Raw genomic sequence first — 20,182 nt, 5'->3', positions numbered from 1 at the left:
ATGTTCCAGCGGTTTATCCTGGGTTTATTGCTCTGCCTGACGGGTGTTGCTCACGCAGCCCCCGTCGAGACGGCCCCTCAAAAAGCGTATCTCAGCCTGATCATCGATGACCTGGGGCAGAACCTGCCCCGGGATCGCCGCGTGCTGGCCCTGCCCGGCCCGGTCACCACGGCGATCATGCCCGACACGCCCCACGCCACCGAGTTCGCCCGCGAAGCCCATCGCGCCGGCAAGATCGTCATCCTGCACATGCCGATGGACCCGGCCACGGGGCCGTTCGCCTGGCATCCCGATCTGCCCATCGAAGAACTTGAGAGGCGCCTCGACGCGGCATTCAAGGTCGTGCCCTACACCGCGGGCATCAACAATCACATGGGCAGCCGCATGACCGCACAGCAACCGGCCATGGTCTGGTTGATGGCGGACTTGCAGCAACGGCACAAGTTCTTCGTCGACAGCCGTACCAGCGCGCAAACCGTTGCTGCCGCCGAGGCGCAGAAGATCGGGTTGGCGAGTGTTTCGCGGGATGTATTTCTGGATGATGAGCGCACCGAGGCGGCAATCTTCACGCAGCTACAGACAGCGATCAGCCTGGCGCGCAAGCAGGGTTCGGCGGTGATGATCGGGCATCCGTATCCGCAGACACTGGCGGTACTGGAACGCGAGCTGCCGAAGCTGAAGGCGCAGGGGATTGAGTGGATTGATATCAAGCAGATGATCAGCGTGCGGGGTAACCGCGCGACGGCCGCCCATGGCAAGGATGGCGTTTACCGGTAATCCGTCACACCGCCGCTCCCCCATTTTGATCACTGGGTCTTAGAGATACCGCGCCATGATCTCGTCCACCTTGCCTTCCTTGCGCAGCTGATCCAGCGCGGCCTGAAGCTTGGCGACCATTTCGTCCGGCACGTCTTTGTTCAATGCCAGATACAGTTCGGCGCTGTTGAAACGCAGTATCGTTTTCAGACCATTCACGCCTTCCTGCCGCGCCAGATAACGCCCGGCCGGGTCGCCCGTGGCCCACAGATCAATCTGGCCATTGACCAGCTTCTTCGCGTTGTCCTGGTCGCGCAGCACAACGATCGGATTCAACCCCTGCTTGCCCAGCGTCTCGGCAATCGCATCACCCTTGTACGCGCCAATCTTGTATTTGCGCGCGTCATCCAGCGTTTCAAGGCTGATCTTGCTGTCAGCCTTGGCCAGCATGATCCAGTCATCCGGACCAATCGGGCCAACCCATTTGAAGAGCTTCTCGCGGTCGGGCAAACGCGCCATCACGAACACGCCATAACCGGGTTTTTCCAGCGCGAGTTTGTAGATGCGCTCCCAGGGGAAACGCAGGGTCAGGCTGTAGGTGATGTCGGCACGTTTGAACATCTCGCGGACGATGTCCACGGCGATGCCATTAATGTTCTCGTCCTGAGCGAAGTTTTTGCCGTTCTTCGCCATGTTGTACGGCGGGAAGTTTTCCGTCAGCAACACCAGGTCGGTGTCGGGACTTTCTTCGGCGCGCACCCCATTGATGAGCAATAGAGAAGCGCTGGCGAGGATAAGAAGAAGGCGTTTAAGCATGTCTGGCTACCGAAATCCATGGCGTACCCAAGAGTGCCTTGAGCTCGCCACACTGTCTACTGGCCTTTTAATAACAGCCTTATCGACATCGCAAACAAAATGAGTGTCACAGTCACTGTGGTAGATAGTTACCGCCCTTCACCCAGCCTCACCTGATTAATTGCTAATACCCGGCGACAGGCCGGTTTTACATAATTAATCAGAGGCACCATTCAATGAATTCGATCCCCGTACTTTTTATCAGCGCATTGTGTTCGCTATGTCTACCGTGCTTCGCTGATACCAGAGATTATGGAGAAAACCTGCAAAATCTCGCTGCTTCCAGGGTTCTTAAAAACATCGATGGTTCGCAGGACCACTGGCAAGGTATCGGACGCCTGGAAATCAATGGTGCCAGATGCACCGCAACGCTTCTGGACACGCGCGATGAACTGGCATCCCCACCGACTCCCGCTTACGTGCTCACCGCTGGGCACTGCATCGAATTGACCAACGGAAACATCGTAACGGACAAGCCGGTAAGCGGAACCATGCAGTTCAATTTCTTCGCCGACATTCCCGGATTCAAATCTTATCCGTTGAAAGCGGTGGTATGGCGGAGCATGCAAGGCGTTGATCTGGCTATCGTTGAACTGGAAGTCAGCCTTCAAAAGCTCATCGATGAGGGCATACAACCGTTGAAACTGGCCCGGGATACACCGGCGAACGACACCGATGTGTTGATCGTGGGCGCCCCAACAGGCTTTGAGGACGTCACATTGCGCATGGCCGCCTGCACCTTACAACCGGCCCTGGAGATTGTTGAAGGTGCATGGGTATGGCGAAACACGTTTATGACTCGCTGTCAGGATATCCGGGGAGGTAGCTCTGGAAGCCCCTTACTGGATCGATACACCAATGAGATCGTAGGCGTCATAGGAACAGGGAACTTTGATGACAGCATCATTCCATGCCGCGATCATGCCCCCTGCACACCTGTTGGAAATGTCTATCTGGCTGTGCCGGGGAATGTGTACGGCAACCCGACGGCATTTCTCAACGGGTGCTTCTTGCAGGGCCGCATTGCTAAAAACCCACCGTCGTCTTGCCAGCTCTACCCGGCGTTCACCGTCGACACGGACGCGAATAAGCTGGAAAGATACAAAAGGGTCAAACAGCAGGATAACGGTTCGATTGCCATCCCTACGTGGAACTATCGATTTTCAATAAGTACTGCTTTTTACCGTCATAAAAGCGTCCGCACGGCAATGGACTGTGAGAGCCCCCATCACTACAGCGATGCCGTAAGCTCAATTGATACCTTCATCAATTCCGAGATAGGCACGGAGCCCGGATTCTATTTTCTTTGCATTCTCGGTGTTGATTCCTTGGCGCAAGAACCTGAATCAGGGCTTCTGAAAAATGCGCTGTCCCTGCCGGTCGAGGTCCTGGAGAACAAGCCAACCTCCCCACCCGATTTATCGATCAAGGGCGACGTCAATGTGACACTGGCGAAAACAGCAGAACCCTATAGGACCTATTCCATCAAATTTGGTCCAGCAGCAACAACAGACTGTCATCAACCTGAGAAATACGTCGATGACATGGACATGGATTTCTGGATTGATAGCGAGGAGCTTCCAGGGAAGCTCTGCTCCATTGCTTATGACAAATCGGGACAGGCTTCCGAACCGAGGACCGACTTACTGAGCCCCGTGACAGGGATTCATAAGGCTGCGTCATCCAACGCCCAGATTGATCCATAACATAGGCCCGGAACATCTTCTCCGGGCCACGGACCTTCACCGCATCACGATGCCGCGATGGGCCATGTAGGCCTTGGCTTCCTGCACGGTGTATTCGCCGAAGTGGAAAATACTCGCGGCCAGAACTGCACTGGCGTGACCTTCGATAATGCCGTCGGCCAAATGCTGCAGGTTGCCGACGCCGCCGGAGGCGATCACCGGAATACCCAACGCATCGCTGATAGCGCGAGTCACGCCAAGGTCGAAGCCGTTTTTCATGCCGTCCTGATCCATGCTGGTCAGCAGGATTTCACCGGCACCCAGGCCTTCCATCTTCTTCGCCCACTCGACGGCATCGAGGCCGGTAGGCTTGCGGCCCCCGTGGGTGAAGATTTCCCAGCGCGGGGTTTCGCCCGGGCCGGAGACCTTCTTCGCATCGATGGCAACCACGATGCACTGCGAACCGAAATGTTGCGCCGCCTCGCCCACAAATTCCGGATTGAACACTGCAGCGGTGTTGATCGAGACCTTGTCCGCACCGGCATTCAGCAGGTTGCGGATGTCTTGCACGGTACGTACGCCACCGCCCACGGTCAGCGGGATGAACACCTGGCTAGCCATGCGCTCCACGGTATGCAGCGTGGTATCGCGACCGTCGACGCTGGCGGTGATGTCGAGGAAGGTAATCTCGTCAGCACCCTGCTCGTCATAGCGACGAGCGATTTCCACCGGGTCACCGGCGTCGCGAATATTCTCGAACTTCACACCTTTGACGACCCGGCCGTTGTCCACGTCCAGGCAAGGGATGATGCGTTTGGCCAGCGCCATGGTCAGTCCTCAGCCTTTGTACGAATCGCAGAAAGCTTGCGCTTCAGCGACGTCGAGGGTGCCTTCGTAGATCGCCCGGCCGGTGATCGCGCCGATGATGCCGGGCGCCTTGGCGTCGAGCAGCGACTTGATATCGCCGAGGTTGTGAATACCACCGGACGCGATCACCGGAATGCGCGTGGCAGCGGCCAGCGCGGCGGTGAACGGTACGTTGCAGCCCTGCATCATGCCGTCTTTGGCGATGTCGGTATAAACGATCGCGGACACGCCATCGGCTTCGAATTGCTTGGCCAGGTCGATCACTTGAATGGTGCTGATTTCCGCCCAACCGTCAGTGGCGACGAAACCGTCTTTGGCGTCCAGACCGACGATCACTTTGCCTGGGAACGCACGGCAGGCTTCAGCCACGAAAGCCGGATCTTTCACAGCTTTGGTGCCGATGATCACGTAGCTCACGCCCGCTTTCACGTAGTGCTCGATGGTTTCCAGGGAACGGATACCGCCACCGATCTGGATCGGCAGGTTCGGGTAGCGCTTGGCAATCGCGGTGACCACTTCGCCGTTGACCGGCTGGCCTTCGAAGGCGCCGTTCAGGTCGACCAGATGCAGACGACGGCAACCGCCCTCCACCCACTTGGCAGCCATGCTCACCGGGTCATCGGAGAACACCGTGGAATCTTCCATGCGGCCCTGGCGCAGACGAACACAGGCACCGTCTTTGAGATCGATAGCGGGAATAATCAGCATCTGGCAAACCTTCAAATTCGAGTGTTCAGCTTCGCTCGGAAATCAGTTTTTCTCGAGCGCCCACAAGTCGCTTTCGATGCTTTCGAACCTCTCTTTGAGGTGCGTCTGCACATCGAAAATCGCCCTGTTGTAATAATGCGGAGCAATTTCACGGGTAAACAGTTCAAGGATTTCGGCCGCTTCGAACGAACCCAGGTCCAGTTCGAAGCGATCCTCCATGAAGCGTTTGATCTTCTGGTTGGCCTCGTTCTCCTGTTCAGGAGTGAGGGTCAGGATCGGTGGCTTCGTTTTCTTGACGGCCATTTACCAGCGACCATCCCACGCGGCGAAGTTCTGCAGCAATTGCAGGCCATGGGTATGGCTCTTCTCCGGGTGGAACTGCACGGCGAAACGCGAACCATCGGCCAGCGCCGCGGCGAAATCGACACCGTAGTGACCGCCACCGACCACCTGCCGTGCATTGCCGGCGGCGATGTAGTAGCTGTGCACGAAGTAGAAACGCGCCAGGTCCGGAATGTCGTGCCACAGCGGGTGACTCACCTTCTGTTTCACTTCGTTCCAGCCCATGTGCGGGACTTTCAGGTGTTCGCCGTCTTCATGCAGGTCCTTGCCGAAGAACTTCACCGCGCCCGGGAACAGGCCGATGCAGTCGACGCCGTCGTTCTCTTCACTGCTGTCGAGCAAGGCTTGCATGCCCACGCAGATGCCGAGGAACGGGCGGTCCTGGCTGACTTCACGCACCAGCGAATCGAACCCCAAGCGACGAATTTCCGCCATGCAATCGCGAATCGCGCCGACGCCGGGAAACACCACCCGGTCAGCTTCGCGAATCACGTCGGCATCGCTGGTGATCAAGACCTTGCCGGCACCGACGTGCTCGAGGGCCTTGGCCACCGAGTGCAGGTTGCCCATGCCGTAATCGATAACCGCGACCGTCTGCATTACAGAACGCCTTTGGTCGATGGCATCTGACCGGCCATGCGGTCATCGAGCTCGACGGCCATGCGCAGGGCGCGGCCGAAAGCCTTGAACACGGTTTCGATCTGGTGGTGGGTGTTGGTGCCACGCAGGTTGTCGATGTGCAGGCTGACGAGGGCGTGGTTGACGAAGCCCTGGAAGAATTCCTGGAACAGGTCAACGTCGAAACCACCGACGGTAGCGCGGGTATACGGCACGTGCATCTGCAGGCCGGGGCGGCCGGAGAAGTCGATCACCACGCGCGACAGCGCTTCATCCAGCGGCACATAGGCGTGGCCGTAGCGACGGATGCCTTTCTTGTCGCCGATGGCTTTGGCGAAGGCCTGACCCAGGGTGATACCGACGTCTTCCACCGTGTGGTGGTCGTCGATATGCAGGTCGCCCTTGCTGACAATATCCAGGTCGATCAGCCCGTGACGGGCGATCTGGTCCAGCATGTGCTCAAGAAAAGGAACACCGATATCAAATCGGGCCTTTCCGGTGCCATCCAGGTTGATCGAGGCTTTGATCTGGGTTTCCAGAGTGTCGCGCTCGACTGACGCCTTACGTTCGGCCATCACCAGCTCCGCAAAATCATTGGGCGAAAAAGGCAGCCATTATAGGGGCGCGGGGCCGAAACAGAAACACGAGACGTGATATGGCTGACGGATAGAATCCCGTGCTGTCGGGGATAGACATGTCCATACAAGCCATTTTGGACACCCCAAAACAACTGTAGGAGTGAGACCGGCTTGCCGGCGATAGGGCCCTCACATTCAACATTTCTGTCGACTGTCAGACCGCTATCGCCGGCAAGCCGGCCTCACTCCTACAGGGGTACTGCGTTTACTTAGTGGAAGAGGACTGCAGTTTTCTGCAAGGTCACCCAAACACCCCACGCCAACGGAATACCCACCACCAGCCATGCAGCAATCGCCAAAGGCTTGGAGCCCGGCGCAGCTTTCCACTCCAGCACGGTGCTGCTGTCAGCGCCCTTGTCGTGGCCCAGCGCCTGTTCGGCAGCCAGTTCAGCGTCGGTCATGAAGTACTTGTCGGCCACTGGACGCACCAGCAGGTTGCACAGGAAACCCAGCACCAGCAGGCCCGCGAGGATGTACAAGGTGATGTCGTAAGCGGCGGCACGTTCAACGCCGATGCTCAGCTGATACTCACGCAGGTAGTTCACCAACACCGGACCCAACACGCCCGCCGCGGCCCATGCCGTCAGCAGACGACCGTGGATTGCACCGACCATTTGCGTACCGAACAGATCCGCCAGATACGCCGGGACCGTCGCAAAACCACCGCCGTACATCGACAGGATGATGCAGAACGCGGCCACGAACAGCGCAACGTTGCCCAGATGACCGAGGTTCGGGATCAACGCGTACAGCGCGAAACCGAGGGCGAAGAACACGAAATAGGTGTTTTTGCGACCCAGGTAGTCCGAGAACGAGGCCCAGAAGAACCGGCCACCGATATTGAACAGGCTCAGCAAACCGGTGAAACCGGCAGCAATCGCCGCAATCGAAGCCAATTGCCCGGCGTCCAGTTGACCGAATGGCAGGTCCACACCGATCAATTTACCGCCGAACACTTCCTGCAACAGCGGCGACGCCATGCCAAGAATGCCGATGCCGGCGGATACGTTCAGGCACAGCACCAGCCACACCAGACGGAACTGCGGAGTTTTCCACGCCACATTCACGTGAACGTGACGGTGAGTGATCATCGCATTCGAGGCTTTTTTCGCCGGAGCGGTCCAGCCCTCAGGCTTCCAGCCGGTTGGCGGAACGCGGTAGGACAGTGCGCCACCGATCATGAACACGAAGTAGATCGCGGCCATCACCAGGAAGCTTTGCCACACGCCCACGCTTTCTGCCGAAGCGAAATGGCCCATCAGGGCTGCGGCCAGCGGAGCACCGACCATCGCGCCACCACCGAACCCCATGATCGCCATGCCGGTCGCCATGCCACGCTTGTCCGGGAACCACTTGATCAACGTCGACACTGGTGAGATATAGCCCAACCCCAGGCCGATACCGCCAATGACCCCGGAGCCGACCCACATCAGCCAGATCTGGTGGGTATAGATCCCCAGCGCAGAAATCAGCAGACCACCGCACCAGCACAGCGCCGATACAACGCCCGCCTTGCGCGGCCCGGCGTGTTCCAGCCAGCCGCCCCAGATCGCTGCCGAGCAGCCGAGGAAGATGAAGAACAGGGTGTAGATCCAGCCGAGCATCGAGATCGGCCAGTCGCATTGCGACGAGAATACTTGCGAGATAAAGCTCATGTCCGGCGCACAAGCCACCGGTTTGGTCACACCCAAGGCTTTGGACAGTGGCAACCAGAACACCGAAAAGCCGTAGGCCATGCCGATGCAAAGGTGGATGGCCAACGCGGCCGGTGGTACCAGCCAGCGGTTGAAACCGGGCTTGGCGATGATGCGTTCCTTGGACAGGAACGCAGGCTGGCCGGCGTAGAGGCCGTCCGCCGCGAGGCTTGTAGTCATTGTGTATCCCCCAATTATTAGTAGGGTTCGCCAGCCACTCCTCACCCCCGGCCTTTATGCGCACGCATGACCGTTTTGTTGAGTGAAGTGCCTTTTTGTGCGACATCGGGTCGCAGCGGGACGGACGAACGGGCAAAGGTTACCATTTGCACGTGACAGAAAAACCAAACTGATATCACCTTTTGTAAGTCATCTGTTCTCGTACCTCTTTAAGGAGACGCCATGCCGATCATTGTCGAACCGCTGAACGAGGTCACTTATCAGGATCAGCAAGATCTGCAGAAGATTTACCGCGACGCTCCGGACTGGCTGTACGCCCCGTTTTCCGGGGATGTACAGCTGATCGAAAGCTGTTTGCGGGACGGTTCGCTGATCGCCGGACGCTTCAATGATCGACTGCTGGGCGCAGCGCGTTTGCAACGGCACCAGGACGTTTGGCACTTGTCCCAACTTTGCGTACGAAAAATTACCCGACGCCGTGGTGTCGCCGAGCGGCTGGTGAGCGAAGCGCAGAAATTGGCCTCTGATTCGGGCGCCACCCTGCGCCTGCTGGCTCCCGCCGGGCATCTCGAAGCCCAGGCGCTGGCGGCCAAGCTGAAACTGCCGCTGGATGTGTTACCAGCGTGATCGCCTGACCGGTCGTCCGCATTGGAGCGCTATACTCCCCGGCTAAATTTCGAATTTGACTAACTACAAGGACTCGCCCATGAAAGCGTTCGGCAAAATCCTGGGTCTGGTACTTCTCGGGCTGTTGCTGATCATTGTGGCGCTGGGCTTTGCCCTGACCCACCTCTTCGATCCCAACGACTATAAAGACGAGATTCGCCAGATTGCCCGCGACAAGGCCCACATCGAGCTGACGCTCAATGGCGACATCGGCTGGAGCCTGTTCCCGTGGCTGGGCCTGGAGTTGCACGACGCCAGTGTTGCGACCCTGGTCAAACCGACAGAGCCGTTTGCCGACTTGCAGATGCTCGGCCTGTCGGTGCGCGTGTTGCCGCTGCTGCGCCGCGAAGTGCAAATGAGCGATGTCCGCGTCGAAGGCCTGAACCTGCGCCTGACCCGCGACAAGGACGGCCATGGCAACTGGCAGGACGTCGGCAAGGTTCCGGCGCCAGCCACTGCGGCCACGACACCGGCCACACCTGGCGAACCGGCACCGGAAACCACCGTTCAAGTGGAAAAACCGGCCCAGCCCGTTCGTCTGGACATCGACAGCCTGACCGTCAACAACGCCCGCGTTGAGTACAACGACGAGCAGACGGGCAAGCAGTTCAGCGCCGAGAGCATTCAGCTCAGCACCGGTCCGGTCCACGACTCGACCAATATTCCCGTCAAACTCACCGCGTTCCTGGGCACCAACCAACCGGTTCTGCGAGTGCGCACCGAGCTCAATGGCGAGCTGCGTTTCGAACGCGCCTTGCAGCGCTACAAGTTTGAAGACATGAAACTGTCCGGCGAAGTCGCAGGGGATCCGCTGCAGGGCAAGACCATGACCTTCGCGGCGCAAGGGCAATTGCTGCTGGATAAAGCGGCGAACGTCGCCGAATGGACCGGCATCAAGATTTCCGCCAACCAACTGCGCGCACTGGGTGAGCTCAAGGTCAACGACCTCGACAAGACCCCACAGATCAGTGGCGGCATTTCGATTGCCCAGTTCGACCTGGCGAAATTTGTCGACAGCATCGGCCAGAAACTGCCAGCGATGGCCGAAGGCAGCCTGAGCAAAGTCGAACTGGTCAGCCGTGTGGCCGGCACGCCGACCAGCGTGTCGTTCGACAACATCAACCTGAAAATCGATGACAGCACCTTCAGCGGCCGAATCGCTGTCGAAGACTTCGCCAAGCAATCGCTGCGCGCGGCCCTCAAGGCGGACACGTTCAACGTCGACCGCTATCTGCCACCCAAATCCGCCGAAGCCAACAGCGCGACACAAGTGCGTCAGGCCGAAGTCGCCAGCACCGAGGCCGACGCCATGGCCGGCGCGGGCAGCACACCGCTGCCGGAGTCGCCGACCAAGACAGCCTGGAGCACCGAACGCCTGCTGCCGGTCGAGCGCTTGAGCAAGCTCGACGTGGACGCCGACCTGACCTTTGGCCAGTTGACCCTCGACAAGCTGCCGATCAACAACGCGGCGCTCAAGGCCACCGGCCAGGGAGGCCTGCTGACCCTGGAGAACCTGCGCGGCGATCTGTACGAGGGCAACTTCGAAGCCAAGGGCACCCTCGATGTGCGCCAGCAGGTTCCTGCGCTGAACATGCAGACGCGCATCAGCAAAGTACCAGTGGAAAAAATCCTCGAAAGCCAGGGCAAGAATCCACCGGTCAAAGGCCTGGTGACGCTCAACAGTGCGCTGACCGGCAGCGGTAACAGCCAGAAAGCGCTGATCGACAGCCTCAACGGCACCGCCAGTTTCGTCATCAACAACGGCGTGCTGCTCAATGCAAACCTTGAGCAACAGCTGTGCAAAGGCATCGCCACCCTGAATCGCAAAACCCTCAGCGGCGAGCCACGGGGCAAGGACACGCCGTTCCAGGAACTCAAGGGCAACCTGACCTTCCGTAACGGTGTGGCCAGCAACCCGGACCTGAAAGTACGCATCCCGGGCATGACCGTGAATGGCGACGGTGACGTCGACCTGCGCGTGCTGGGCATGGATTACCGCGTGGGCATCATCGTCGAAGGCGACACCAGCGCCATGCCGGACCCGGCTTGCCAGGTCGGCGACAAGTTTGTCGGTGTCGAGTGGCCACTGCGTTGCCGGGGTCCGCTGGAACTTGGTGCCAAGGCCTGCCGTCTGGATAACGAACGCATGGGTCAGGTCGCGAGCAAAATGGCCGGCGACAAGATCAGCGAAAAAATCGACGAGAAGCTGGGCGACAAGGTCAGTCCTGAACTGAAAAACGCATTGAAGGGGCTGTTCAAGCGATGAAAGCCGAGCAGTTTTCAACGGCGGTGCTGGATTGGTACGACCGCCACGGCCGCCACGATTTGCCCTGGCAACAGGGCATCACCCCGTATCGGGTGTGGGTCTCGGAAATCATGTTGCAGCAAACCCAGGTCAGCACCGTGTTGAATTACTTCGACCGCTTCATGGCTTCGTTGCCGACGGTCGAAGCCCTGGCCGCAGCGCCGGAAGACGAAGTGCTGCACCTGTGGACCGGCCTGGGTTACTACACTCGCGCACGCAATCTGCAGAAGACCGCGAAGATTGTTGTCGCTGACTACGCTGGCGAGTTTCCCCGCGACGTTGAAAAACTGGTTGAATTGCCCGGCATCGGCCTGTCGACGGCGGGCGCCATCGCCAGCCTGAGCATGGGCCTGCGGGCGCCGATCCTCGATGGCAACGTCAAACGCGTCCTGGCGCGCTTTACTGCGCAAGAGGGTTACCCGGGGGAGCCGAAGGTCGCCAAACAGCTATGGGCGAACGCTGAGCGCTTTACGCCGCATGATCGGGTCAACGCCTACACCCAGGCGATGATGGACCTGGGCGCCACGCTGTGTACGCGCAGCAAACCGAGTTGCCTGCTCTGCCCGCTGGAAAAGGGCTGCGAAGCGCACATGCTCGGCCTGGAAACCCGCTACCCCATCCCCAAACCGCGTAAAACCGTGCCACAGAAGCGCACGCTGATGCCGATGCTCGCCAACGGCGAAGGCGCGGTTCTGCTTTACCGGCGGCCTTCCACGGGCCTGTGGGGCGGTCTCTGGAGTTTGCCGGAGCTCGATGACCTCGACGACCTGCACCATCTGGCGGCGCAACACTCGCTGGAACTGGGCAGCCAACAGGCGCTACCGAGCCTGGTGCACACGTTCAGCCATTTTCAATTGTCCATCGAACCCTGGCTGGTCCATGTCCAGGAGGCCGGCCATCACGTGGCCGAGGCCGACTGGCTCTGGTATAACCTCGCCACCCCGCCGCGCCTGGGCCTTGCCGCCCCGGTCAAAACCTTGCTCGAACGCGCGGCCGCCGTATTGAACGCAGGAGAATTGTCATGACCCGCACCATCATGTGCCGCAAGTACAAAGAAGAATTGCCCGCCCTGGAACGCGCTCCCTTCCCGGGCGCAAAAGGCCAGGACATTTTTGACCATGTCTCGGCCAAGGCCTGGGCCGACTGGCAAAAGCACCAGACCCTGCTGATCAACGAAAAACGCCTGAACATGATGAACGCCGAAGACCGCAAATATCTTCAGGGCGAGATGGACAAGTACTTCTCCGGCGAGGAATACGCCAAGGCTGACGGCTACGTGCCGCCGGCTGAATAATCCCGATTTCTCGGGGGGCGGATCGTAAGCGACGGTAATAATTAAATTTTTTTTGAAAAGTTTGTTGACGACCCCCTGAAAAACCAGTTTAATGCGCCCCGTTGCCCAGATAGCTCAGTCGGTAGAGCAGGGGATTGAAAATCCCCGTGTCGGCGGTTCGATTCCGTCTCTGGGCACCAAATACCGAAAACCCTGAATCGCAAGATTCAGGGTTTTTTTATGCCTGCGATTTGATAACCGCCTGAAACCTGCAGCGCATACCCCCTGAAAAACAAATCCTTCCTTATTGCTCTAGCCCAATGATGGCTCCGTGCTATTATTTTTCCGTTACATGGAAGACGACCTACATTGGTGCCGATGCCCCCCGCATCCGAATCAGTCGATACAGGATCGAGACAGCGCATGGAGTGCGTGCTTTTTACCCCCTCCCCGCAAAACACTGACCTCCCCTGTTGGACCTGTGTAGCCAGTCTTGCAAGCACGCTCTCCTCTCGAAATCCTGAACATGGAACAGTTATGTCTGACATCAATGAACTCAAAGACAAGATCAACACTAAAACCTTGAATATGGTTTTGCTGTCGGCCGCAACCGTTGGGCTGTACCTGTTGCTGTGGCTGGTCAGAACCAATCAGAAAATCAGCGAAACCACCAAAATCAAACTGGTCGATAACACCTACATCATCTGGCTGGCCGTCTGCCTTGGCTGGAGCGGTGCTTTGTCCAATTCGGGTGAAGTACTGTTCGATGCGCTGTCCGGCATTCTGATCATTGCAACCAACGCGCTGTACATCGTCTGGGCGTTCAAAGCCAAGAATGCACTGTCGGAATACGCCCTCAGCGAACACAAAATCGATCTGCGGATGAACGCGTTCTATACGTTCTTCCTGAATGTTTTCTACATCAACTACTGCATCAACGACCTGCCTGAAGAGCAACGCAAGCAACTGATCCTGCGTGGCTCGACGACACAAGCCTGATTCAGGGTAATGGGCGGGCAGCCCCCAGTGGCTGCCCGTCTAATCTGCAGCCTCCCTCATTCGCTACTGTTCCAGTGGAACACCAGATTCCTCGCGCCAGCACTGCCGATATCCGTCGTGTCACGTTTCGCTTCACCGTTGCGCGTTGCCACGACCGTGTACTTGCCGGCAGGTAATTGGACATAAACCAGAGGACCCGCCTGACTCAGCGTCAGCACCGGCCCTTTAGCGTTCTGAACCAGCAACTGCACGTCCGGAATGTATTCGTCTTGCGGACCGACCGAGAAGGTCATGTGCAGGTTGTAGCCCGTCGTTTGCTGGATGGCTTTCGCCTCATCCTCGCCGATACCGCCGGAGAGGTAAGAAATCCCGTTTTGTTCCTGCCGTTGAACTTGCACGCCAGTAGCATCAACAGGGTCAAGGCTGGCGGCATTCAACATCGCCGGAAACGCCAGGACACCGACAGCAACAAAGGACAACATGAAGGCATGGACGTATTTCATGATGACGACTCCCGGGCTCCTCAGAACCCTCTCATTCCCTTGAGTTTTGATTTCCTGGACGCGGTTCCGGTTTTAGATTGATTCGATCTTGGGTTCACTGCGAAACGGACTACACCCTGTATTCCACAAACACGTCCCGTCATCGGCTTGGTCCTGCAAAACGTATCCGGTATTTCCTTCCGGATTGGCAGCGGCGTACTGCATCGCTACCCCATGCACGCTTGGCATCCTCTTTCGCCTGCTTCTCCAGCCGCGGAAGACTTCATGCCCCTCGTCAAACCCGATAACACTCAAGATTCGCCACTCACCTCATTGGTGGACAACCTTGGCGAACTGATCCGCCAGGCACGCCTGAAAGCGTTGCGAGCGGTCGATACGGCGCAAGTGCAAACCTGTTGGCAGATCGGGCGGCATATCGTTGAGTTCGAGCAGGAGGGGGCTCATAGGGCGGGCTATGGGAAGCAGTTGTTGGCGACGTTGGCCAAAGCCCTAACCGCCGAGTTTGGGAAGGTTTTGACGCATCCAACCTCCGCTACATGCGCCAGTTCTATCAAGCCTTCCCGATTTGTGACGCACTGCGTCACGAATTGAGCTGGACCCATTACCGAAGGCTTCTGCGCGTCGACAACGACCATGCCCGTCAGTGGTACATGAACGAATCAGCCCACCAGAACTGGTCAAGCCGCGCCCTTGAGCGTCAGATCAACACGCTGTATTACGAACGTCTGCTGGCGAGTCGTGATCGGTCCACTGTCAGGGAGCGCTTTTCGGTACTGGAGGGCCATGAGCAACTGTTCGCCAGCAAGTACAAACGAGTGCTGCCGAGTGAAGAGGAACTTCGAGTGGAGCTGGATCGGGAACGGGTCCTGCTTGAGGATCGGCTGGTCAAGAAACGCCGATAAAAATGGGTGGATTGTCCGAAACCGTCATGAAGTCTATCGTTGGCAGCTACGCGCAAAGGTACGTCATCGATGAATTTCAAGGACACGCCTGCACTGGCGCCTGCTCAGATCGAGCGGCCATTGCCTGCCACCCCACCCGGCGCCCCCTTCAAGGAGACCGCCGCAGACGGCTTCATCCTCGGCGGCTTCACCTGGCGGCACACCGCGCAAGACCCGGCCCGCCCCGTCGTGATCATCAACGCCGCCACCTCGGTGCGCTGCCGCCATTACTCGCGTTTTGCCGATTACCTGTTCGCCAACGGGTTCGATGTCATTACCTACGATTACCGGGGCATCGGCGAATCTCGTCCCGCCTCGCTGAAAAACCTCGACGCCTCATGGACCGACTGGGGTGCGCTGGACTTTGAGGCGATGCTCAAGCGCGCTGAGCGTGAATTCCCCGGCCAGCCCATCGATGTCATCGGCCACAGCTTTGGCGGCTGTGCAGCGGGCCTGGGAGCGTCCGGGCATGTCATTCGACGGATGGTGACGGTCGGCGCGCAATTCGCTTACTGGCGCGACTATGCGCCCGCCCATCGCTGGCGGATGTTCGGCAAATGGCACGTGGTGATGCCGTTGATGACGATGTTTCACGGCTACTTCCCCGGCAAACGCCTCGGCTGGCTGGAAGACACGCCGGCCGGCGTGGTTCGTGACTGGAGCACACCGACCGACCGCTTTGAAACACGCCCCAGCGGTCGGCGCCTGCAGGGCGGAACCGGTCGGTTACCCTTCGAACGCGTCGGCGCAAATATCCTCGCGATCAGCGTCAGCGACGATCCTTACGGTACGATTTCGGCCATCGAACGCCTGCTCGGCTACTTCACTCAAAGCACCCGCACCCATCTGCGAATCACCCCGCAAGACATCGGCGAAGAAGAAGTCGGACATTTCGCCTTTTTTCGCAGCGCATACCAAGCCACACTATGGCCCATTGCATTGTACTGGCTGCAAAACGCCGAACTGGCCCCCGACACACCCGGGCGGCGAGTCCCGCGCAGCTGAGCCCTCTCAAAAAATTACGGAACGACGTCCATGGCCTCCGCCAACAAGCAAAACAAACGCGCCTCCCGCGCCAAAGCCAAGGCCAAGCAGAACCGCACCCAGCGTGCCGCCGCGCCGGTCGAGCTGGACCCGAACGACGATCGCATCGACTTCGAATCGGTGGACCTGACCGAGCTGTTCAAGAAAATGATCGACGCCGAAAAGACCAGCCAGCAAGCAATGTGCCTGGCGTTCCTGGAAGACCCGCTGCTGGAATTGGTCTATGAACAGGAAGGCGAAGAAGGTGCGATGGACTTCATTCTCGCCGCGCTGATCGAGTACCGCCAATGGTCGACCGAAGTCGACGAGGCCGGTGCCCTGGCGTGGATCGAATCACCAGCCTTCCAGGCTGACTATGTCGCGGCGTCCGATAGCATCGCCGCGCAAACCCAACAGAAAGCAAACTGAGCTCCCATGGCATCCCTGAACAAGCAACAAAAACGTGCCAAGCGCGCAAAGGCCAAAGCCAAGCAAATCAACATCCACGGCCGCAAACCTGCCGCGCTGGACGATGACCTGGACGAAATCGGCGAGCCGATCCCGGAATACACCCTGGCGATGTTCAGCAAGATGCACGACGCCGAAGCCACCAGCCGCAGCGACATGCTTCAGGTCCTGCTGTCGGACCTCGCCGGCATCATCAGCGACCATCCAGACTTGCTGGACATGGAAAACGCCGACAACGAAGCCATGGCCGCCACCCACCTGGCCGCCGACATGCTGCTCGACTACCGCATGTGGGCTGATGGCATGGACCGGGAAACCGCTCAGGCCTGGCTGACCGAGCCGCAGTTCATCACCGACTTCGGTCATGCGCTGGACAGCTATCGTCAGGCGCTGGATGCGCAGGAAGAAAAGAGCGAATAAACGCTTGGCAGAAACAAAAAACGGCCGCTCGTCATCACTGACAGCGGCCGTTTTTTATGGAAACCATTCCAAAAGGACCCGCCCGCTACCTCTCATCAGCGGATCGGTATATCCCATTGACATATCCCTTATTAAATCTATTCTTTGAACTCACAACACACCCAAAAAAGCCGGAGGCCAAAAATGGAACAGACCACCCTTTTCATGAGTAATCGAAGCCAGGCTGTCCGTCTTCCGAAAGCTGTAGCCATGCCAAGCGATGTAAAACGAGTCAACGTAGTTGCCATCGGCAGGGCCCGCATCATCACCCCAGCGGACGAAACTTGGGATAGCTGGTTCGATGGAGATAGCGTAAGCGCAGACTTTATGACTGACCGCGACCAACCCTTCGAACAGGAGCGTGAGTCGTTCTGATGATCAAGTTCATGCTCGATACCAACATCTGCATCTTCACCATCAAAAACAAACCGCAAATCGTAAGAGAAGCTTTCAACCTTCACGACGGGCAGTTGTGCATCAGTGCAGTCACGTTGATGGAGTTGATCTACGGTGCCGAAAAATCTGCGGCTCCCGAAAAGAATCTGGCGGTGGTCGAGAGCTTCGCTGCACGCCTTGAGGTCTTGCCTTTCGACAATGACGCGGCCGCGCACACAGGAATGATTCGGTCAGAGCTGGCAAGGGCGGGCACACCCATTGTCCCGTACGACTCTATGATTTCGGGACATGCCCGTTCACGCGGGCTCATTGTTGTAACAAACAACCTGCGCGAGTTCGAACGGGTCCCAGGACTGCGTGTAGAAGACTGGGTTCACCCCGCTTGAGCCGGACACAGTCACTCAAACAAAAAACGGCCGCTCGTCATCACTGACAGCGGCCGTTTTTTTTCACGCCTTCAAATCAACAATCAGGCAGCAACACCTTCCAGACGCGGGATATCAAAGCCAAGCTTGGCACTGGCATAGCCCAGTTCGCCTTTGGCGATGGACTGAGCCTTGTAACCGTCATTGATCAGGTCCTTCACGTACAGCTTGTTGTAGATGAACATGAACACGAGGTTGCTGAGGCTGAAGGTGAAGCAGGCCACGACGAACATGATCGCTGCCCACTTGAAGTCACCACGGAACAAGGCCGGGAAAAAGCCAAAGAAAAATACGGTCCACGAGAAGCCGATTGGCGCTTCTTTCATGGCACCGGTATTCGGGTTTTTAAACACAACCGATGTAAACGCCATGCCTGTCTCCTTGATGCCCCAATGGGTTGGCTGAATGGCCGGGCTAGCTCCATGCAGCGCTGATTCCGATCTACCGCTTGAACGGCAGGCACACGCAAATGCATCTGTGAACACACCGCAGATGAAGGAGCAGGCAAGAAAAGGTCGGGGGGCTTTTAGCCGGGAAGGCTGAGGGCGTCGAACAATCCGTGTCCTGAAACTCCATCGCATCCCGTAACAGCGGGATACACATTCGGTGCAAAGGCTACTATCTAGCCATCATCGTGTCTATCCGCTTGCTACCCAATAAAGCATCTGAATGAAAGGCAAAAAAACGACCGCGATCATCTCTGATGGCGGTCGTTTCGGTGCTTCAACAACAATTGGCGTGAGTCAGATCTCAGCGCGCCAAGGCTGCGCTCAGCTTCTCATTGTGACGACGGCGTGCAACCAGCACGCCTGCCGCGACTACCAATAGCGCCAACAGGCCGGTCGCGAGAATCTCCACGCGATGCGCTTCCTGGAACAACATGATGGTCAGGGCCGCCACGATGAAAATGATCACCGCGTAGGTCAGGCCCGGGAACAGCCACATGCTGAAGGCGATTTTTTCACCGCGAGCCATGCGCTGTTTGCGCATGCGCAGTTGCGAAATGGCGATCACCAGGTACACCAGCAACGCGATGGCGCCGGAGCTGGCCAGCAGGAATTCGAACACCGCGGCCGGGGCCACGTAGTTGGCGAATACCGCAAGGAACGCAGCGCCGGTGGACAGCATGACGGCCCAGTACGGGGTGCCGCTCTTGTTGGTGCGCTGGGAAACGGCCGGTGCATCACCGCGCTTGCCCAGGGAGAACATCATCCGCGAAGCGGTGTACAGCGCCGAGTTAAGGCAGCTGGTCACAGCAACCAGCACCACGATGTCGACGATCAGCTTGGCATTCGGGATGCCCATGCGCTCCAGCACAGTCTGGTACGAACCAACGCTGGCCAGGATCGGGTCGTTCCATGGCACCAGGGCCACCACGATGAAAATCGATACGAGGTAGAACAAGCCGATCCGCCAGATCACCGAATTGGTGGCCTTGGAGATTTGCTGGCCCGGGTTCTTCGATTCCGCGGCCGCGATGGTCACGATCTCGGTGCCCATGAAGGAGAACATGGTGGTCAGGATCGCGCCCAGTACCGCGCCCATGCCGTTTGGCAGGAAGCCCTGGGTGTCGAACAGGTGCGAAACGCCGCTGACCTGGCTGCTCGGCAAGAAGCCGAAGATCGCCATTACGCCGAGGGCGATGAAACCGATGATCGCCACGACCTTGATCAGGGCGAACCAGAATTCGAACTCACCGTAGTTTTTTACGCTGAACAGGTTAGTCACCGTCAGCAGCAAGGTGATGATCAGCGTGAACGCCCAGATCGCCACGTTCGGGAACCAGGCGTGCAGGATGGTCGCGGCGGCGTTGGCTTCCAGCGGAATCACCAAGACCCAGAACCACCAGTACAACCAGCCGATGGTGAAACCGGCCCAGTGACCGATCGCGCGATCGGCATATGTCGAGAAGGAACCGGTGTCCGGCGAGGCAACAGCCATTTCGCCGAGCATGCGCATCACCAGCACGACCAGCATACCGGCGGCGGCGTAAGCCAACAGCACGGCCGGGCCAGCGGCGGCGATGGCGTGACCCGAGCCTACGAACAAGCCGGCGCCGATTACCCCGGCAATCGACAGCATGGTCACATGACGCGGTTTGAGCCCCTGTTCGAGGCCATTGGAGCTTGGGGTACTGCTCATTGAAACTACCTTTGTAAGGAAAAGCGAATGCGTGCATCCCGCCTCGATTTCTCTCTCGTAAAAAGAAACCAACGGGGCGTTCTGTATTCTGTACGCAATAATTGCGCCAAAATGTTTCAACACCGTCTATCACGGTGATCTCGTCCAGACCGGACAGTCATCGCAACCCATTGAAAATAATGGCACTTTGCCAAGGCGTTACCCTGCGACTCACTTTCAAGGACGAATCCGCGCACCGG

The 20,182-nt window shown here is 58.2% G+C and carries 22 protein-coding genes, 1 tRNA gene and 1 pseudogene; 14 read left to right on the top strand and 10 right to left on the bottom strand.

Features of this window, described 5'->3' with window-relative positions:
• The gene (locus SB725_RS10785; RefSeq protein ID WP_194940891.1) at positions 1 to 777 is read left to right on the top strand and encodes a divergent polysaccharide deacetylase family protein; all 777 of its coding nucleotides are present in this window, start codon (positions 1 to 3) and stop codon (positions 775 to 777) included.
• A 39-nt stretch (positions 778 to 816) separates the two neighbouring features.
• On the opposite strand, the gene SB725_RS10780 is transcribed toward SB725_RS10785, so the two are convergent.
• On the bottom strand, positions 817 to 1,572 hold the full coding sequence (locus SB725_RS10780; protein WP_027922172.1) for a substrate-binding periplasmic protein: 756 nt from the start codon (positions 1,570 to 1,572) through the stop codon (positions 817 to 819).
• Positions 1,573 to 1,787: 215 nt separating this feature from the next.
• Here SB725_RS10780 and SB725_RS10775 point away from each other — a divergent pair, with 215 nt between their 5' ends.
• On the top strand, positions 1,788 to 3,317 hold the full coding sequence (locus SB725_RS10775) for a trypsin-like serine peptidase (protein ID WP_410921750.1): 1,530 nt from the start codon (positions 1,788 to 1,790) through the stop codon (positions 3,315 to 3,317).
• A gap of 36 nt (positions 3,318 to 3,353) precedes the next feature.
• Here the strand turns inward: SB725_RS10775 and hisF are convergent, their stop codons facing one another.
• From hisF to SB725_RS10745, 6 genes are all read right to left on the bottom strand, one after another.
• Positions 3,354 to 4,124 (bottom strand): imidazole glycerol phosphate synthase subunit HisF, encoded by a 771-nt coding sequence (gene hisF / locus SB725_RS10770; protein ID WP_007972752.1) that lies wholly within the window; start codon positions 4,122 to 4,124, stop codon positions 3,354 to 3,356.
• A gap of 9 nt (positions 4,125 to 4,133) precedes the next feature.
• Positions 4,134 to 4,871, bottom strand: coding sequence for a 1-(5-phosphoribosyl)-5-[(5-phosphoribosylamino)methylideneamino]imidazole-4-carboxamide isomerase (gene hisA / locus SB725_RS10765; RefSeq protein ID WP_010464588.1), 738 nt, complete (start codon positions 4,869 to 4,871; stop codon positions 4,134 to 4,136).
• Positions 4,872 to 4,913: 42 nt separating this feature from the next.
• Positions 4,914 to 5,174: a DUF2164 domain-containing protein gene (locus tag SB725_RS10760; protein ID WP_027922174.1), complete on the bottom strand. Its 261-nt coding sequence runs from the start codon at positions 5,172 to 5,174 to the stop codon at positions 4,914 to 4,916.
• Positions 5,175 to 5,813 (bottom strand): imidazole glycerol phosphate synthase subunit HisH, encoded by a 639-nt coding sequence (gene hisH / locus SB725_RS10755; RefSeq protein ID WP_059181795.1) that lies wholly within the window; start codon positions 5,811 to 5,813, stop codon positions 5,175 to 5,177.
• The gene (gene hisB, locus SB725_RS10750) at positions 5,813 to 6,406 is read right to left on the bottom strand and encodes an imidazoleglycerol-phosphate dehydratase HisB (protein WP_003218037.1); all 594 of its coding nucleotides are present in this window, start codon (positions 6,404 to 6,406) and stop codon (positions 5,813 to 5,815) included. The genes hisH and hisB overlap by 1 nt, the downstream gene beginning before the upstream one ends.
• Before the next feature lie 272 nt (positions 6,407 to 6,678).
• Positions 6,679 to 8,343: an OFA family MFS transporter gene (locus SB725_RS10745; RefSeq protein WP_027922176.1), complete on the bottom strand. Its 1,665-nt coding sequence runs from the start codon at positions 8,341 to 8,343 to the stop codon at positions 6,679 to 6,681.
• 222 nt (positions 8,344 to 8,565) lie between these two features.
• Between SB725_RS10745 and SB725_RS10740 the strand changes: the two genes are divergently transcribed.
• From SB725_RS10740 to SB725_RS10715, 6 genes are all read left to right on the top strand, one after another.
• On the top strand, positions 8,566 to 8,970 hold the full coding sequence (locus SB725_RS10740) for an acetyl-CoA sensor PanZ family protein (protein ID WP_027922177.1): 405 nt from the start codon (positions 8,566 to 8,568) through the stop codon (positions 8,968 to 8,970).
• A 79-nt stretch (positions 8,971 to 9,049) separates the two neighbouring features.
• Positions 9,050 to 11,275: an AsmA family protein gene (locus SB725_RS10735; protein ID WP_059181796.1), complete on the top strand. Its 2,226-nt coding sequence runs from the start codon at positions 9,050 to 9,052 to the stop codon at positions 11,273 to 11,275.
• Positions 11,272 to 12,339, top strand: a complete 1,068-nt coding sequence (mutY, locus tag SB725_RS10730) for an A/G-specific adenine glycosylase (protein WP_059181797.1) — start codon at positions 11,272 to 11,274, stop codon at positions 12,337 to 12,339. The genes SB725_RS10735 and mutY overlap by 4 nt, the downstream gene beginning before the upstream one ends.
• Complete coding sequence (locus SB725_RS10725) at positions 12,336 to 12,608, top strand: oxidative damage protection protein (RefSeq protein ID WP_010464608.1); 273 nt, start codon at positions 12,336 to 12,338, stop codon at positions 12,606 to 12,608. The genes mutY and SB725_RS10725 overlap by 4 nt, the downstream gene beginning before the upstream one ends.
• Before the next feature lie 103 nt (positions 12,609 to 12,711).
• A tRNA-Phe gene (locus SB725_RS10720) sits at positions 12,712 to 12,787 on the top strand.
• Between the two features lie 337 nt (positions 12,788 to 13,124).
• A complete protein-coding gene (locus tag SB725_RS10715) occupies positions 13,125 to 13,586 on the top strand; it encodes a DUF4234 domain-containing protein (RefSeq protein WP_027922180.1) in 462 nt (153 codons plus the stop codon).
• A gap of 56 nt (positions 13,587 to 13,642) precedes the next feature.
• Here the strand turns inward: SB725_RS10715 and SB725_RS10710 are convergent, their stop codons facing one another.
• Entirely contained in the window at positions 13,643 to 14,089 is a 447-nt protein-coding gene (locus tag SB725_RS10710) for a hypothetical protein (RefSeq protein WP_027922181.1), read from the bottom strand.
• A 264-nt stretch (positions 14,090 to 14,353) separates the two neighbouring features.
• Between SB725_RS10710 and SB725_RS10705 the strand changes: the two are divergent.
• The 6 genes and pseudogenes from SB725_RS10705 to vapC all read left to right on the top strand — a co-directional run bounded on the left by SB725_RS10705 (position 14,354) and on the right by vapC (position 17,762).
• Positions 14,354 to 14,991, top strand: a pseudogene (locus SB725_RS10705) (DUF1016 N-terminal domain-containing protein).
• 69 nt (positions 14,992 to 15,060) lie between these two features.
• Complete coding sequence (locus SB725_RS10700) at positions 15,061 to 16,035, top strand: alpha/beta fold hydrolase (protein ID WP_410921749.1); 975 nt, start codon at positions 15,061 to 15,063, stop codon at positions 16,033 to 16,035.
• A gap of 30 nt (positions 16,036 to 16,065) precedes the next feature.
• Entirely contained in the window at positions 16,066 to 16,482 is a 417-nt protein-coding gene (locus SB725_RS10695; RefSeq protein ID WP_027922183.1) for a hypothetical protein, read from the top strand.
• Between the two features lie 6 nt (positions 16,483 to 16,488).
• On the top strand, positions 16,489 to 16,941 hold the full coding sequence (locus SB725_RS10690) for a hypothetical protein (protein WP_027922184.1): 453 nt from the start codon (positions 16,489 to 16,491) through the stop codon (positions 16,939 to 16,941).
• A 183-nt stretch (positions 16,942 to 17,124) separates the two neighbouring features.
• On the top strand, positions 17,125 to 17,355 hold the full coding sequence (gene vapB, locus SB725_RS10685) for a type II toxin-antitoxin system VapB family antitoxin (protein ID WP_194940893.1): 231 nt from the start codon (positions 17,125 to 17,127) through the stop codon (positions 17,353 to 17,355).
• On the top strand, positions 17,355 to 17,762 hold the full coding sequence (gene vapC, locus SB725_RS10680; protein WP_194940894.1) for a type II toxin-antitoxin system tRNA(fMet)-specific endonuclease VapC: 408 nt from the start codon (positions 17,355 to 17,357) through the stop codon (positions 17,760 to 17,762). Before vapB ends, vapC begins: the two co-directional genes overlap by 1 nt.
• A gap of 83 nt (positions 17,763 to 17,845) precedes the next feature.
• Here the strand turns inward: vapC and SB725_RS10675 are convergent, their stop codons facing one another.
• Both SB725_RS10675 and gabP read right to left on the bottom strand, forming a co-directional pair.
• Entirely contained in the window at positions 17,846 to 18,172 is a 327-nt protein-coding gene (locus SB725_RS10675) for a hypothetical protein (protein ID WP_027922187.1), read from the bottom strand.
• A gap of 379 nt (positions 18,173 to 18,551) precedes the next feature.
• A complete protein-coding gene (gene gabP, locus SB725_RS10670; protein WP_027922188.1) occupies positions 18,552 to 19,943 on the bottom strand; it encodes a GABA permease in 1,392 nt (463 codons plus the stop codon).
• Between the last annotated feature and the right edge of the window lie 239 nt (positions 19,944 to 20,182).

This window comes from Pseudomonas sp. SIMBA_041 (genome assembly GCF_046535095.1).
Lineage (GTDB): Bacteria > Pseudomonadota > Gammaproteobacteria > Pseudomonadales > Pseudomonadaceae > Aquipseudomonas > Aquipseudomonas mucoides.
The sequence above is the reverse complement of the archived record's forward strand: the minus strand, read 5'-3'. Positions and strand labels throughout refer to the sequence as shown.

Bases quoted from the DNA above. Each gene is read 5' to 3' on its own strand.
- SB725_RS10785 (WP_194940891.1), top strand. From the start codon at position 1: ATGTTCCAGCGGTTTATCCTGGGTTTATTGCTCTGCCTGACGGGTGTT.
- SB725_RS10780 (WP_027922172.1), bottom strand. From the start codon at position 1,572: ATGCTTAAACGCCTTCTTCTTATCCTCGCCAGCGCTTCTCTATTGCTC.
- SB725_RS10775 (WP_410921750.1), top strand. From the start codon at position 1,788: ATGAATTCGATCCCCGTACTTTTTATCAGCGCATTGTGTTCGCTATGT.
- hisF (WP_007972752.1), bottom strand. From the start codon at position 4,124: ATGGCGCTGGCCAAACGCATCATCCCTTGCCTGGACGTGGACAACGGC.
- hisA (WP_010464588.1), bottom strand. From the start codon at position 4,871: ATGCTGATTATTCCCGCTATCGATCTCAAAGACGGTGCCTGTGTTCGT.
- SB725_RS10760 (WP_027922174.1), bottom strand. From the start codon at position 5,174: ATGGCCGTCAAGAAAACGAAGCCACCGATCCTGACCCTCACTCCTGAA.
- hisH (WP_059181795.1), bottom strand. From the start codon at position 5,813: ATGCAGACGGTCGCGGTTATCGATTACGGCATGGGCAACCTGCACTCG.
- hisB (WP_003218037.1), bottom strand. From the start codon at position 6,406: ATGGCCGAACGTAAGGCGTCAGTCGAGCGCGACACTCTGGAAACCCAG.
- SB725_RS10745 (WP_027922176.1), bottom strand. From the start codon at position 8,343: ATGACTACAAGCCTCGCGGCGGACGGCCTCTACGCCGGCCAGCCTGCG.
- SB725_RS10740 (WP_027922177.1), top strand. From the start codon at position 8,566: ATGCCGATCATTGTCGAACCGCTGAACGAGGTCACTTATCAGGATCAG.
- SB725_RS10735 (WP_059181796.1), top strand. From the start codon at position 9,050: ATGAAAGCGTTCGGCAAAATCCTGGGTCTGGTACTTCTCGGGCTGTTG.
- mutY (WP_059181797.1), top strand. From the start codon at position 11,272: ATGAAAGCCGAGCAGTTTTCAACGGCGGTGCTGGATTGGTACGACCGC.
- SB725_RS10725 (WP_010464608.1), top strand. From the start codon at position 12,336: ATGACCCGCACCATCATGTGCCGCAAGTACAAAGAAGAATTGCCCGCC.
- SB725_RS10715 (WP_027922180.1), top strand. From the start codon at position 13,125: ATGTCTGACATCAATGAACTCAAAGACAAGATCAACACTAAAACCTTG.
- SB725_RS10710 (WP_027922181.1), bottom strand. From the start codon at position 14,089: ATGAAATACGTCCATGCCTTCATGTTGTCCTTTGTTGCTGTCGGTGTC.
- SB725_RS10700 (WP_410921749.1), top strand. From the start codon at position 15,061: ATGAATTTCAAGGACACGCCTGCACTGGCGCCTGCTCAGATCGAGCGG.
- SB725_RS10695 (WP_027922183.1), top strand. From the start codon at position 16,066: ATGGCCTCCGCCAACAAGCAAAACAAACGCGCCTCCCGCGCCAAAGCC.
- SB725_RS10690 (WP_027922184.1), top strand. From the start codon at position 16,489: ATGGCATCCCTGAACAAGCAACAAAAACGTGCCAAGCGCGCAAAGGCC.
- vapB (WP_194940893.1), top strand. From the start codon at position 17,125: ATGGAACAGACCACCCTTTTCATGAGTAATCGAAGCCAGGCTGTCCGT.
- vapC (WP_194940894.1), top strand. From the start codon at position 17,355: ATGATCAAGTTCATGCTCGATACCAACATCTGCATCTTCACCATCAAA.
- SB725_RS10675 (WP_027922187.1), bottom strand. From the start codon at position 18,172: ATGGCGTTTACATCGGTTGTGTTTAAAAACCCGAATACCGGTGCCATG.
- gabP (WP_027922188.1), bottom strand. From the start codon at position 19,943: ATGAGCAGTACCCCAAGCTCCAATGGCCTCGAACAGGGGCTCAAACCG.